The organism is Enterobacter cloacae complex sp. P40C2 (assembly GCF_014930695.1).
Taxonomy (GTDB): Bacteria; Pseudomonadota; Gammaproteobacteria; order Enterobacterales; family Enterobacteriaceae; genus Enterobacter; species Enterobacter pasteurii.
Genome location: NZ_JADBRP010000010.1, coordinates 117,925 through 131,490 on the forward strand (window position 1 = coordinate 117,925; position 13,566 = coordinate 131,490).

Below are 13,566 nucleotides of genomic sequence, written 5' to 3' on the forward strand. Positions count from 1 at the left end.
GCAGGCAACTGTGGCGAATACGTAAATTCTGAAATGTAGCAAAGTTTCACTTATGTTATCAATTTGTGACGTGATGCAGAAATCGACAATCCAGGAGGAATCCTGAGCCGTATTTCCCACGATTCTGATATTGACAAATGCTATGACCTGTCACACTCACCCTGTACGACGCGTATTAAAACAGAGTGATATTTCGGGAGGTCTTATGGCAGACTTTACATTGTCGAAACCGATTTTTGGCGGAAAACAACCAAAAACCTCCACGGCGGGGAATATTGCCTATGCCCTGTTTGTTCTGTTTTGCTTCTGGGCGGGAACCCAGCTGCTGAACATGCTGGTGCATGCCCCTGGCGTGTATGAGCAGCTGATGCAGGTTCAGGATACAGGCCGCCCGCGCGTTGAAATCGGTTTAGGCGTGAGCACCGTCTTCGGGCTCATCCCCTTCCTCGCGGGCAGCATGGTTTTGGGCGTGATTGCACTCGTCCTGCGCTGGCGCCACCGCCGCTGATTACAGCCCCATACAGCGCGCCCGACGATCGTCCACGCGTTTCGCGAACCAGGCGGTCGTCAGGTTACGCGTGATCTTCGGGCTTTCCAGCTGAATACCCGGCAGAACGGCTCTCGGTAACGGTTTACCACTCTTCTTCTCTGCCAGCGTAAACACCTGCTTATACAAATCCGTTTTCTCAAACGCCAGGCTGTCGCCCTTCTCCAGCTGACGGCGGATATCGCTGTCGCTCATCCCAAGCTTTGTCGAAAGTTTACGCACCGCTCGTTCGGTGGTACCCGCCTCGCTGCTGCCGTAAGCAATCAGATCGCCGTCCAGGGCCAGCTTCACGCCGCTCGCGCGGCTTACAGCATTCTGGAAGGCCGCGTTTCGGCTGGCGTACCAGCCCGCGTTAAAGTCAGCAAAGCGATACAGCGGTTTGTCGTAATTAGCCGGATAGTTCAGCAGGTGATAAGTCCCAAACCACAGCCCACCGCGCAGGGAGAAGACTTCCTGACGCACCGTACCGTCGATCTCCCACGGATAGCCGTCGGTATGTTTTTCCGCAAAGGCGATGCTGACCTGCATCGGGCCGCCGGTATGCACCGGGTTCAGCGAGCCAAACAGCCTCTGCCCCATCGGCACCATATTGATAAGATCGTCGAAAATGGCGCTGAGCTGTTTCTCGGTCTTCACCGCATCCAGCCGTTCGCTGTAGCTTTTACCGTCTGGCGAGGAGATTTTAAGGGCGGTATGCACAAGGAAGACCGGGATGTGCAACGATTCGGCCCGGCGGTCAATCTCTTTCCAGGCGATTTTGTTCAGGCCGGGCACGACAGGATCTGACTGATACATCGACTCCTGCTGCGCCACCGCCAGCACCGAGCAGATATTCTCCTCGGTAGGCGCTATCTTCTGGCTTTTGAAGGTCGTTGCCAGGGCCTGCGCCCACGCATTGCGATCCTTCACGCTGGCGGGCATTTTTTGCCGCACGACGCTCGCCACATCCACAGGCTTTTCACCTTCCTTGAGCGGTGCGGCCCCTTTTTCGGCACAGCCCGCCAGCACGAAGGCGGCGAGCAACGTCAGCGGTAACGCACGTGGTACGGCAAATGGCATAGCAGTTCCCTGTCTTATCCTAATGTATGAGTAACTTCCTGCAGATCCTTATCGTCCAGTTCACGTTCGAAGCTGCGTAAACGCTTATAGATGGACATCAGCTCCACCAGCGTGGTCCAGGAGCTAATCAGGTACTGGAACGAACCGCGAACCTGACCAAAGACGTTGGTGATCTGGGTCATCAGACCGAGCGTAATGGTACCCGCAACGATAGACGGGAACAGCAGGAACAACCCGAAAACGTTATCAACCTGCAAATAAAGAATGCGCGCGATATTAAAATACATGTAATGGAAGTAGAGACGGAAGTAGTTACGACGTACGGCGCCAAACAGCTCACGCACGGTAGGCGGTGACGCACGGTCAGGATCGTCTTCGCCATACACCAGCTCTTTACGGTAGGCCGCCTCCACGCGCTGATTTTTGAACTCCAGCCCGGGCAGCTTGATCCCCACCACGGCCAGCAGCCCGGTCCCCATCAGCGACCAGACAATCGCGGCAATCACCAGGCCGTACGGCAGATGGCCGACTATCGGCAGCTCCGGAACATGTGACGAGAGCGTCACGAGCACCGGCAGGAAGGCGATCAGCGTCATGATGGCATTGATAAAGCTCACGCCCATATTCTCAAGGGTAGAGGCAAAGCGCATGGTGTCTTCCTGCACACGCTGTGCCGCACCTTCGATATGACGCAGGTGCTGCCAGTGCGCCATATAGTGTTCGTTCATCGCGGTACGCCAGCGGAACACGTAGTGGCTGACGAAAAAGTTATTCATCACGCCGATCACCACGGCGATGAGGGCGATGCCGAGGAAAATGCCCACCTCATGGTAAAACTGGTTTATGGTCACCTTGTGCGGCGAGCTCAGTGCCGTCTGGATCAGATCGTAGAACGGCGCATACCAGGCGTTGACCGCCACGCCCACTTCCACCAGGAACCAGGTAACAAAGATAATTAACGACGTGCCGAGAATCGACCAGTACTGCCAGCGGTGAGGTGAATAGAGGAACCAGAAGATGGCGAACAGCCCCACGCAGAGCATGTAATAGGCGTAGAAAAGCAGATAGCTCATGGACCAGAAGCGCGCCGCGCTAATGGGAATATCGCCCGTCGCGCCCGTAAGACGGGTCAACCACGCGCCGCCACCGGCCTGCCAGAAAATGACAGCCAGCAGTGCCCAAATAAATGCCGACAGAAAAAATGGCCCCGGCTTTGGGAAAAAAGACTTAAACATTGTGCTTCCTTCTTGTTGTTATGGCTGTTGCTGTGCTCAACATATCACCACGCGAAACCTTGCCTGTGCCAGCAGCCCGGCTCAGGCAAAAAAGTCAGACCTGCGGCTTAATTATTAGTTCGCTTTCCGGTTTCCCGGAATTGTTTCGGTCCGTTTCATCTGCAGCAGCCATCATAGCGACTATCATACGGTCGATGTCACAAAATGGGAGCCGGGTCGCAAGTAATTTATTGTTATTTACCCATGGTTACGTTTTTCTCGCTATCGTTATGCAAATCGGGCCATTGCTCCGTACCGATTAGTAGTATAAATACCCGTAACTTTCCTTATTCACTTGATGGATGTTTTTCGTTGAAACGTTGTCTGCTCTCTTTCGCCGCGCTGTGTGCGGTGAGCCTGTCTACCGCCCAGGCAGCTCAGCCTCTGACGGCCCCGGTGCTGGCCTCTGACATTGCCGATCGCTATGCAAACCTTATCTATTACGGCAGTGGGGCGACAGGTATGGCGCTGGTGGTGATCGACGGTAACCAGCGGGTGTTTCGCAGCTTTGGTGAAACGCGCCCGGGAAATAACGTTCGCCCCCAGCTGGATTCCGTTGTCCGTGTGGCTTCCATAACCAAGCTGATGACCAGTGAAATGCTGGTGAAGCTGCTCGATCAGGGCGTGGTGAAACTCGACGATCCGCTCAGCAAATACGCGCCGCCCGGCGCCCGCGTTCCGACATATCAGGGAACGCCGATCCGGCTGGTTAACCTGGCGACCCATACCAGCGCCCTGCCGCGTGAACAGCCCGGCGGCGCCGCGCATCGCCCTGTATTTGTCTGGCCAACCCGCGAGCAGCGCTGGAACTATCTGAGCACCGCGACCCTGAAGTCTGCCCCGGGCTCGCAGGCTGGCTATTCAAATCTGGCGTTCGATCTGCTGGCCGACGCCCTGGCGACGGCTTCGGGTAAACCCTACCCGCAGCTCTTTGAAGAACAAATCACGCGTCCGCTCGGGATGAAGGACACCACCTTTACCCCATCCCCGGACCAGTGCAAACGCCTGATGGTGGCAGAGAAAGGGGCAAGCCCGTGTAACAACACGCTGGCGGCCGTTGGCAGCGGAGGCGTTTACTCCACGCCCGGCGATATGATGCGCTGGATGCAGCAGTTCCTTTCTTCAGATTTTTACGCGCGCAGCAATCAGGCCGACCGTATGCAGACGCTTATCTACCAGCGTGCGCAGTTACGTCGCGTCACCGGCATGGACGTCCCCGGGAAGGCGGATGCCCTCGGTCTGGGCTGGGTGTATATGGCGCCGAAAGAGGGCCGTCCGGGTATTATTCAGAAAACCGGTGGGGGCGGCGGATTCATCACCTACATGGCGATGATTCCGCAATCAAACGTGGGAGCGTTTGTGGTGGTCACCCGCTCCCCGAACACGCGCTTCGTGAATATGAGTGATGGCGTGAATAACCTGGTCGCCGAACTGAGCGCCAACAAAGCGCAGGTTCTTACCGCGTCGAACTAGCCTCAATAGTCCGTGGGCAAGCGGTTAATACTGACCAGCTTGCCCCGGCTCATATTGATGTAATTCCCCTGCCGCAGCGCCGCCAGTACTTCTGCAACCACCGAGCGTGAAATACGCGTGCTACGCTGAATATGATTCATAACACCAATTTTTGAGCGTAGCGTGTCATCCCACTCGGCCATATTGATCAGCATCGCCCGTATCTGGCTGTAGGAACTATTTCCCACCAGCTGCATATCGCGCTTACCCATAATATGGTTAATCCAGGAGAGCCAGCAGAAAGCATCCTGCCAGAGATCCTCCTGCTGAATAAGCTGGCACGTCGTTGAGGCGGGTAAATAAAAGCCTGAACAGGGGGTTTGTGCCATCAGGGAATATTCCAGATAGCTGTCATTTACCCATGCGCTCAACCCATAGATAAAAGGTGCCCGCGCAATACCTACAAGAAGCTCATCTGATTTACGGTGAACGGCGATTAGCCCGGACTGTATTACAAAGGTGGATGGCTCATCATCATTATTGCCGGTTGTTATTAATTGCTGTGGTTCGTGCTTAAAGGGGGTACCGGCGACTTCCAGACACTTTACGAGCCGGCTTAATTCAGAAAGTGGTTTCGCATTAACGTTCATGCATACCTCAAGTCATCTGTATCTGTCGGTTCTTTATTATTTTTAAACCATATAAAAAAGCGGGGGTAAAATCCCCCGCGCTTTCTTTACCAGGTATATTTCACACCCAGGTTTGCTCCCCAGTTCTGGTCAACGTCGCCGCCGCCCAGATAAGTCGCGTCAGTGTACGCACTGAAGTTTTTCGTGAAGCTGAACTGGGTGCCCAGCCCCACGCGAACTGCCGAGCCTTCAACGCCGTTATCAATACTGTCAGTGTTGATATCCGCATTGTTGTCGGCATCGTCATACACGTAAGCCAGTTTGAAGTAAGGCGTCAGCGCCTGTTCGCCGCCGTAGTTGAAGGTATAACCTGCATCCACGCCGAGTTCATAGCGCATGCTGTCGTAAGACTGACCATCAATACGCATGTCGTTGCTTAACTGGTAGTCATCACCAGACTGGAACAGGCCGGAGATCGCCGCATAAGGGGTGATGTAGCCGGACAGGTTTGGTTTCCAGTCATAGCCCAGCTTCATCCCAAAGCCAACGGCGTCAGTGGTGGTATCACCATCAACGTACTGGCCGTTGCTCATTGTGGCAGAGAGCTCGTTGTTGAAGCGGGTGTAGCTCAGGGAACTGTCGAGGAAGATGTCGTTCATGAACTTCGCCGACGCGTAGATCATCGCCGTCTGGCTGTCCTGATCGACCTGACCCGTACGATCGCTGATATCGCCCTTCGCGAAGCCTGCCGCACCGCCGACAATCCACTTCGCATTGTTACCGTCGATCTGGGTATCCAGGCCAACCATAATGCCGCTTACGTCCTGATCGTAGCTGACGGTGCCATTATCCGCGTCAAAGTTGCCGCCGAAGTAGCTCACCCATGCTCCGCCGCTGTCGGCCAGGCCATGACGGCTGTTGGTCAGACGCGTGCCCACGGTATCCTGCTGAAGATTCCAGATGTTGGTATTGGCTGAAGGAATGCTCAGCGCCATGTTGGCGTAGTCGGTCAGCGCTTTCTGCTCCAGAACAACCGTGTCGCCCTTCTGCTGCGCCTGATAAGTGTATGCCCCTAAATCGGCTTTGTTTGCGGCAGTAAAGCTGGCTGCGGTATCCGCGTTATTGTCGTAGACGCGAACGATCTCTTTGTTTTTGTAGTCGGCAACGGAGCCGGCGCCGGTTGCATCGTCGATGCGCACCTTATAGTTACCCGCAACATCACCATTCACCGCCAGATGGCCGTCAGAGTTCAGCGCGACAACACCATAGTCGTAATCCGCTTTGTACCGATCGTTGGTGATATAGCGTGCGTTGTTCAGGTCGCTGTTCAGCACATAATCGCGGCTGGCAACGTCGAGCACACCGCCGTCGGTCAGCACCATATTGTGCGTATCAACCTGGCCCAGTCCAAGCGCCAGCTCTGCACCGTTATCCACGGTAATGGTGTTGGCATACAGATCGGCGGTCTCTTCAGTCAGTGCCGCGCGGCTGCCGCTGTCCAGATACAGGCTGTCGGTTGCCACGGCTCCGCTGTCGCCGATATTCAGGGTAGACGCATTGGTCAGGGTGATGGAATCCGCCAGCAGGCCAGAGTTTTCGACGTTGACCTGAGAGCGGTTGTTCACCATCAGCGCGTCAATGTTAGAGACCTTACGGGTATCCCACTCGGAACCGTTATCCAGCGCCACGTTGAATAGACCGCTCTGATAAACCTCTTCACCGGCAACGTGGCCGTTGCTGTCGAAGGTAGAGTCAGGCCAGATGCTGTTCGGGGACAGCGCGTGCCAGTCAACGTTGCTGTAGCCCTGGCCATACATCTGCGACGTGCCGATAGCTTCCACGCTGGACTGCGCTGCACCGACCCACTTACTGCCGTTTGTCAGCGTAACATCCAGCTTATCGGTGCCATCCCAGCCGTTGGTGGTTGGGTTGTAGACGCCATCGTCTGTGGTGTCCGTTGCCGCATCGCCATTCTCGTAGAAGTTGTTATCGAAGGTGCTGGAGAAAAGAATGTCACCCGTCACGGTGGTGCGATCGAAGGTGGCCGTGGTTTGCATGGCGTTATCCGACGCGCCGGCGGCGACGATCAGTGCCGCGTCATCCGCACCGGTGGCGTTGGTTTCACCGTAGTCGCTCGGCTTCGCCGTTTGACCATAGAACCCGCTGGTGCCCAGATCGCTGTACGCGCCGGAGGTCAGCACAGAGTCTTTTACCACCAGCGATTCGGTAAAGACGTTGCTGCTGTTAGCCACGCCTTCTACGCCGTCGTAGGGGGTGTTATCCAGTTCCTGATAACCCTGGGTCAGGGTGATACCCGCGACGTGGGAATTGTTCTGAATGACGATATCAGACTCAACGTCCAGGGTAATGGCGTTACCCAGACCATAGGTGTCCTGATAATGCGTTTCAGTGGTATCACCGTTGACGACATCATACGCGTAATGCTCGTACGTATCGTTGATGGTGGAGTGATCCACCGTCAGGCTGAAACGATCGTACTGGGTATGATGGGTACCGTCGGTATCCAGGCCATCCGCACACGTCGTGGTCATGCATTTTGACGTGATCATGCCGTTAACGGTGCTGTTAGAAATGCTCAGCGCATGCGCGCGGCCATTGGCACCATCATCCAGATAGTACGTCGAAATAACCCCGTTCACGGTTGATTTATTCACGACCGGATAAATATCACCGTCATGGGTGGCGTCTGAATAATTCCAGTCAGCGTAACCATAAAACCACGGCGCGGTCGCCGTATTGTCATATCCAAAAGTATTATATGTCGTTCCTGATATATCTTTCGCATTGGCCTGAGAAGCGATAGCCAGGGTGCAGGCTAATGCAAGTTGAGATACAACCAGTTTCTTTTTCCATGTTTGCATTGGGTCATCCCTCCTCAGGGACGTAAGCAAGTTTGTCCATCAAATCATTTAGCAATTTTTAATTGCGGAAGGAATTATGCAGTTTCATTTCGAAAAGGTTCAATGAATGATTCCATTAAGTCCGTATCCAGACAAATAAGATTTACCACCCGGTTTTATATCAGCCATTATAAATAAAAATCATAAAATCAGCACATTGCACGATTATTGTATTGGCTAAGAAAATATAATAAAAAATAATAGATCATTTATAATGATACATTCCCTGCGATACAGAAATAACACCAATATTTCAAAGCGAGTAAAAAAACCTGATTACGTTTGGAATAAATAATTGCATTGCCGCGCGTTTCGGCGCATTTTGCAAAATCAAAAAGCCCACTTTAGTAAAACACCGCCCCCGGCTTTCAGGTACACTATCCCTCTTTGTTCCACAAACATCAGGCATACCATGACCGATTTAATTGCACGTCCCCGTCGCCTGCGCAAGTCACCCGCACTGCGCGCCATGTTTGAAGAGACAACACTGACCCTAAACGATCTGGTGTTGCCGATTTTTGTTGAAGAAGAGATCGATGACTACAAAGCCATCGACGCGATGCCAGGCGTGATGCGCATTCCAGAAAAGCATCTGGCCCGCGAGATCGAACGCATTGCGAATGCGGGGATCCGCTCGGTGATGACGTTCGGGATCTCCCACCACACCGACGCTACCGGCAGCGATGCCTGGAAAGAGGACGGCCTCGTCGCCCGTATGTCTCGCATCTGTAAAGAGACCGTACCGGAGATGATCGTCATGTCCGATACCTGCTTCTGCGAATACACCTCTCACGGCCACTGCGGTGTGCTGTGCGATCACGGCGTGGACAATGACGCAACCCTGCTGAATCTTGGCAAGCAGGCGGTTGTCGCCGCCGCTGCGGGTGCAGATTTCATTGCGCCTTCCGCGGCGATGGACGGCCAGGTGCAGGCGATCCGCCAGGCGCTGGATGCCGCTGGCTTCACCGACACCGCCATCATGTCCTACTCCACCAAATTCGCCTCCTCCTTCTACGGCCCGTTCCGCGAAGCAGCGGGCACGGCGCTGAAAGGCGATCGTAAAACCTACCAGATGAACCCGCTGAACCGCCGCGAAGCCATTCGTGAATCGCTGCTGGATGAAGCTCAGGGTGCAGACTGCCTGATGGTGAAACCGGCGGGTGCGTATCTGGATATCCTGCGCGACATCCGCGAACGCACCGAGCTGCCGCTGGGCGCATACCAGGTGAGCGGCGAGTACGCGATGATCAAATTCGCCGCACAGGCCGGCGCCATTGACGAAGAGAAAGTGATCCTCGAAAGCCTCGGGGCGATCAAACGTGCGGGCGCGGATCTGATCTTCAGCTACTTCGCGCTGGATCTGGCCGAGAAAAAAATCCTCCGCTAATCTTCACCAAACTGCAATACAACCGACATCTCCTCCTTCTACTGTCTGGGCAAGACGGCAGGAGGAGTGATCATGTTTAGTCTCGACAGCGTTCTCGACGACCTTTGGCCTCAGGCGAGGCCCGCACCCTGGCAAAAAAGTCTGTTAAAAAGACTGTTCCACGAAGACGAATTTCAGCAGTTTGCCGCCAGCCACCGTCACCTGAAAGGGCTGGACATGGTGGAGCAGGTTCTGGAACACCTTGATATTCTCTGCACCGTATCCGCACGCGATCTCGAACAAATCCCCGAACACGGTCCGCTAATTGTGATGGCTAACCACCCGACGGGCACCCTCGACGGGCTCGCGCTGCTGTATGCCGTCTCCCGCGTGCGCCGCGACGTTAAGGTGGTCACCAACCGGATGCTGTCACATCTGGAACCGCTCAGTTCGCTGTTTATTCCCGTGGACAATATGGGCGGCAGGACCGCAAAAGCGTCGCTGGTGCAGATGGAGCAACATCTGCAAAACGCCGGCGTGCTGATCTTCTTCCCGGCGGGAGAAGTTTCCCGTCCCACGCGCAAAGGCATCCGCGATAAAAAATGGCATCCGGGCTTTATCAAGCTGGCCGGCAAGCTGCGGGTGCCGCTGCTGCCGGTGCATATTCAGGCGCACAACAGCCTGCTTTTTTATGCCAGCACGCTGGTCTCGCCGACGCTGTCCATGCTGCTGCTGATGCAACAGATGTTTCGCCGCCGTCACAGCCAGCTGCCGATTAAAATCGGCCAGCAGATTGCCTGGAATGCCGGCTTCAGCGCCACCCTTTCATCGCGTGAAATGGCCGAGCAGTGCCGTCAGCACGTGATACGTCTTGGCAAGGGACTGCCCGGCGTCTTTAAAACCCGGTGCGCCATTGCCCGTCCTGAAGACAGGGCCACGCTGAAGCGCGAGCTGGCACAGGCCGAGTGTCTGGGCAAAACCAGCGACGGTAAAACCATCTATCTCTGGCAGCGCAACGGCCAGGAAGACGCGCCGCTGCTGCGCGAGCTGGGACGCCTGCGCGAGATTGCCTTTCGCGCCGTGGAGGAAGGCAGCGGGAAGCGTCGGGATACCGACAGCTATGATGATGATTATCTGCACCTCATCCTGTGGGATGACGACGATCTGGAGATTGTCGGCGCGTACCGCTTTATGCCAACGGCCATGCAGGTGGAAAAGCGCGGCGTCGAGGGGTTGTACAGCTACAGCCTGTTCCACTACGACGAAAAAATGCAGGACATTCTGGAGCACGGCATTGAGCTGGGGCGAAGCTTTATACAGCCGCGCTACTGGGGGCGTCGCGGCCTGGACTATCTATGGTCGGGCATTGGTGCCTATCTGGCGCGCTATCCGGACTACCGCTACCTGTTTGGTCCGGTCTCGATCTCCGGCGGTTTACCTCCGGCCGCGCGGGATCTGCTGGTGGCGTTTTATCGCCTCTGGTTTCCGGCCAGCCACCCGTTAGCCGCCTCGCGTCAGCCCTACCCGGCCTCACTTCCGGACGTGCTGGCCCAGTTTGGCGGCGTGGATTACGTGGACGATCTGACGAAGCTGAAATCCCTGCTCGGCAATCTGGGCTGCGGCATCCCCCCGCTCTATAAACAGTATTCCGAGCTATGCGAGCCGGGCGGCGTGCAGTTTATTGATTTTGGCAGCGACCCGGCGTTTAACAACTGCGTCGACGGGCTGGTGCTGGTAGACCTGTGTTACCTGAAGGCGAACCGCTATCAGCGGTATATTGAGGCGCATTTAATACCCTCACCCTAAAAGGGAGAGGGTGAAAACCGCCCCGGACAGTCCCCTCGCCCCTTTGGGGAGAGGGTTAGGGTGAGGGGCTCAAACCGCACGGTAGAACGGCTTATCCCCCAGAATGGTTGCCCGCTGCATAATCCTTCGCTGCGGCAGATAATCCGCATTGGCATAATGCTGCGTCACGCGGTTATCCCAGATCGCCAGATCGTTCTCCTGCCAGCGCCAGCGCACCTGAAACTCCGGTTTGGTGATATGGGCAAACAGGAAGCCGAGCAGCGCCTCGCTCTCTTTTTCCGTCAGATCCACAATGCGTGTGGTAAACCCTTCGTTCACAAACAGCGCCTGCCTGCCCGTCACCGGATGGGTACGCACCACCGGGTGCAGCAGCGGCGGATGCTTCGCGACCGCCTCCAGCCAGCGCTGGTGCTCCTCTTGCGTCTTACGGTACTTATATTCCTGGAACGATTTTTTAAAATCATGCTCCGCACGCAGACCACTCAGCAGGGTCTGAAACGGCGCGGAGAGCGCCTCAAAGGCCGCAATTCCGCTGGCCCATAGCGTATCTCCACCGGTCTCCGGCAGCCGTTTTGCCGCCAGAATCGCTCCGGCCGGAGGCGTCTCGATAAAGGTCACATCCGTATGCCAGTTGTCGTTATCCGGCGGATTATCGTTGTGGGTATCCAGCACGATAATTTCCTCCACGCCTTCCGCATGCGGATAAACCGGGTGGATATGCAGGTCGCCAAAGCGCAGCGCCAGCGCGCGCTGCTGCTGCGGGGTGATGGCCTGCTCGCGCAGGAACACCACCTGATGGCGCAGCACCGCGTGGTACAACTGCTCAAACTGGTTATCGCTCAGCGGACGGGTCACGTCCAGGCCCGACACCTGCGCGCCAATGTACGGCCCCAGCGGGGTAATGGTCAGACGTTCACTCATTGTATTTCTCCATGCCAGGGCGTCAGGCGACGCTGTAGCGCGCGCAGTCCCAGTTCTAAACCAAAGGCGATTGCGGCGATTACCGCGATCCCTGCCAGCACCACGTCAGTCGCCAGGAACTCCCCCGCCGACTGCACCATAAATCCCAGGCCGCGCGTGGCGGCAATCAGCTCTGCGGCGACCAGCGTTGACCAGCCCACGCCAAGGCCGATGCGCAGCCCGGTTAAAATCTCCGGCAGCGCGCCCGGTAAAATAACGAACAGCAGCACCTGAGCGCGGCTGGCGCCGAGCGACTGCGCCGCATGAATGCGCACCTGCTGAGCGCTTTTTACGCCGGCCAGAGCCGACATGGCTACCGGCGCGAAAATCGCCAGATATATCAGCAGGATTTTTGAGGTCTCGCCGATGCCAAACCAGATCACCATCAGAGGCAGATAAGCCAGCGGCGGCACGGGACGGTAAAGCTCAATCAGCGGGTCGAGAATGCCCCGCAGCGTCGAACTCAGCCCCATCGCGATCCCCACCGGAACGCCAATAAAGACCGCCGCGAGCAGCGCCACCAGAATACGCGACAGGCTGGCACCCGCGTGCTGCCAGAGCGTGGCATCCATAAAGCCCTGCGGCCCGGCGATGGCGATCAGCTTTTCCAGAACCTGACCCGGTGGCGGCAGAAACAGCGGGCTGATCCACTGCTGCGCGGCCACCGCCCACCACAACGCCAGCAATACCACCACCGTGCCAACGCTCAGCGTGAGTTGACGCGGCACAGGCCAGCGCCAGCGCATCCCGGTACGGCGGGATTTTTCACTGAAGATAATGCTCATGAGAACGCCTCCCGCTGCTCAAACACGCGGCTTAAGATGTACTCCCGCTTCTCGATAAACAGCGGATCGGATTTGATGCTGCGCACCGGCTCTCCCGCCACATAGCGCCGGGCAAACGCTAGCGGCAGGCGCTCCAGCACCCGCCCTGGCCCCGGCGAGAGCAGCACCAGTTCCGTCGCCATAAATACCGCTTCTTCAATATCGTGGGTAATCAACAGCACCTGCTTACCGGTCTCGTGCCACAGGCGCAGCAGCAGAGTTTGCATCTGCTCGCGGGTGAAGGCGTCCAGCGCGCCGAAAGGTTCGTCCAGCAGCAGAAGCTGCGGGTTTGCCGCCAGCGCCCGGGCGATGCCGACGCGCTGGCGCTGCCCGCCCGAAAGCTGCCAGATAAAGCGTTTTTCGGCACCTTCCAGCCCAACCTTTTTCAGCATGTCGCGTGCGGTATTCAGGCGCCGCTCACGCTCGACTCCGGCCAGCTGCAGACCAAACGCGACGTTCTCCTGCACGTTACGCCACGGGAGCAGTCCTTCATTTTGAAAGACCACGCCGCGCTCCGCGCCCGGGCCTTCCACCTTTTTTCCTTCCAGCTGAATTGTGCCGTGCTGATACGGTATAAACCCGGCAATCAGGTTCAGCAGCGTCGTTTTCCCGCAGCCGGACGGCCCCAGCACGACCAGCAGTTCGCCGCTGTCCAGCGTCAGGTTGATCTCTTTCAGGGCCGGTTTACCGTCGTAATCGGCGGACAGGTTGGTAATGTTCAGCATTCA

11 protein-coding genes are annotated in these 13,566 nt (G+C 56.5%); 4 read left to right on the forward strand and 7 right to left on the reverse strand.

What is annotated here, in order from left to right; all coding sequences use genetic code 11:
• Window positions 1-205 precede the first annotated feature (205 nt).
• Complete coding sequence (locus IM304_RS17195; RefSeq protein ID WP_148420235.1) at window positions 206-508, forward strand: DUF2755 family protein; 303 nt, start codon at window positions 206-208, stop codon at window positions 506-508.
• On the opposite strand, the gene IM304_RS17200 is transcribed toward IM304_RS17195, so the two are convergent.
• Complete coding sequence (locus IM304_RS17200) at window positions 509-1,606, reverse strand: DUF1615 domain-containing protein (RefSeq protein ID WP_148420234.1); 1,098 nt, start codon at window positions 1,604-1,606, stop codon at window positions 509-511.
• Window positions 1,607-1,620: 14 nt separating this feature from the next.
• Window positions 1,621-2,841: a peptide antibiotic transporter SbmA gene (gene sbmA / locus IM304_RS17205; RefSeq protein ID WP_148420233.1), complete on the reverse strand. Its 1,221-nt coding sequence runs from the start codon at window positions 2,839-2,841 to the stop codon at window positions 1,621-1,623.
• A 351-nt stretch (window positions 2,842-3,192) separates the two neighbouring features.
• On the opposite strand from sbmA, the gene ampH reads away from it, so the two are divergent.
• Complete coding sequence (gene ampH / locus IM304_RS17210) at window positions 3,193-4,353, forward strand: D-alanyl-D-alanine-carboxypeptidase/endopeptidase AmpH (RefSeq protein WP_148420232.1); 1,161 nt, start codon at window positions 3,193-3,195, stop codon at window positions 4,351-4,353.
• 2 nt (window positions 4,354-4,355) lie between these two features.
• On the opposite strand, the gene IM304_RS17215 is transcribed toward ampH, so the two are convergent.
• Together IM304_RS17215 and IM304_RS17220 are read right to left on the reverse strand one after the other, a co-directional pair.
• Window positions 4,356-4,982 (reverse strand): helix-turn-helix domain-containing protein, encoded by a 627-nt coding sequence (locus IM304_RS17215; protein WP_176611076.1) that lies wholly within the window; start codon window positions 4,980-4,982, stop codon window positions 4,356-4,358.
• Window positions 4,983-5,068: 86 nt separating this feature from the next.
• Window positions 5,069-7,843 (reverse strand): autotransporter outer membrane beta-barrel domain-containing protein, encoded by a 2,775-nt coding sequence (locus tag IM304_RS17220; protein WP_193355695.1) that lies wholly within the window; start codon window positions 7,841-7,843, stop codon window positions 5,069-5,071.
• A gap of 451 nt (window positions 7,844-8,294) precedes the next feature.
• Between IM304_RS17220 and hemB the strand changes: the two genes are divergently transcribed.
• Window positions 8,295-9,269, forward strand: a complete 975-nt coding sequence (gene hemB / locus IM304_RS17225; RefSeq protein ID WP_014069064.1) for a porphobilinogen synthase — start codon at window positions 8,295-8,297, stop codon at window positions 9,267-9,269.
• A gap of 72 nt (window positions 9,270-9,341) precedes the next feature.
• Window positions 9,342-11,054, forward strand: coding sequence for a lysophospholipid acyltransferase family protein (locus tag IM304_RS17230; protein ID WP_193355696.1), 1,713 nt, complete (start codon window positions 9,342-9,344; stop codon window positions 11,052-11,054).
• A gap of 69 nt (window positions 11,055-11,123) precedes the next feature.
• Here IM304_RS17230 and tauD read toward each other — a convergent pair whose 3' ends face one another.
• The 3 genes from tauD to tauB are packed head-to-tail and all read right to left on the reverse strand — an operon-like array spanning window position 11,124 to window position 13,563.
• Window positions 11,124-11,975, reverse strand: a complete 852-nt coding sequence (gene tauD, locus IM304_RS17235) for a taurine dioxygenase (RefSeq protein WP_148420228.1) — start codon at window positions 11,973-11,975, stop codon at window positions 11,124-11,126.
• Window positions 11,972-12,799 carry a taurine ABC transporter permease TauC gene (gene tauC / locus IM304_RS17240; protein WP_193355697.1) on the reverse strand — a complete coding sequence of 276 codons (828 nt, stop codon included), beginning with the start codon at window positions 12,797-12,799 and terminating at the stop codon, window positions 11,972-11,974. Before tauC ends, tauD begins: the two co-directional genes overlap by 4 nt.
• Complete coding sequence (tauB, locus tag IM304_RS17245) at window positions 12,796-13,563, reverse strand: taurine ABC transporter ATP-binding subunit (RefSeq protein WP_176611081.1); 768 nt, start codon at window positions 13,561-13,563, stop codon at window positions 12,796-12,798. Before tauB ends, tauC begins: the two co-directional genes overlap by 4 nt.
• Window positions 13,564-13,566 lie beyond the last annotated feature (3 nt).

Excerpts from the sequence above, each read along its gene's own strand:
- IM304_RS17195 (WP_148420235.1), top strand. The coding sequence starts at position 206 with ATGGCAGACTTTACATTGTCGAAACCGATTTTTGGCGGAAAACAACCA.
- IM304_RS17200 (WP_148420234.1), bottom strand. The coding sequence starts at position 1,606 with ATGCCATTTGCCGTACCACGTGCGTTACCGCTGACGTTGCTCGCCGCC.
- sbmA (WP_148420233.1), bottom strand. The coding sequence starts at position 2,841 with ATGTTTAAGTCTTTTTTCCCAAAGCCGGGGCCATTTTTTCTGTCGGCA.
- IM304_RS17215 (WP_176611076.1), bottom strand. The coding sequence starts at position 4,982 with ATGAACGTTAATGCGAAACCACTTTCTGAATTAAGCCGGCTCGTAAAG.
- IM304_RS17220 (WP_193355695.1), bottom strand. The coding sequence starts at position 7,843 with ATGCAAACATGGAAAAAGAAACTGGTTGTATCTCAACTTGCATTAGCC.
- hemB (WP_014069064.1), top strand. The coding sequence starts at position 8,295 with ATGACCGATTTAATTGCACGTCCCCGTCGCCTGCGCAAGTCACCCGCA.
- IM304_RS17230 (WP_193355696.1), top strand. The coding sequence starts at position 9,342 with ATGTTTAGTCTCGACAGCGTTCTCGACGACCTTTGGCCTCAGGCGAGG.
- tauD (WP_148420228.1), bottom strand. The coding sequence starts at position 11,975 with ATGAGTGAACGTCTGACCATTACCCCGCTGGGGCCGTACATTGGCGCG.
- tauC (WP_193355697.1), bottom strand. The coding sequence starts at position 12,799 with ATGAGCATTATCTTCAGTGAAAAATCCCGCCGTACCGGGATGCGCTGG.
- tauB (WP_176611081.1), bottom strand. The coding sequence starts at position 13,563 with ATGCTGAACATTACCAACCTGTCCGCCGATTACGACGGTAAACCGGCC.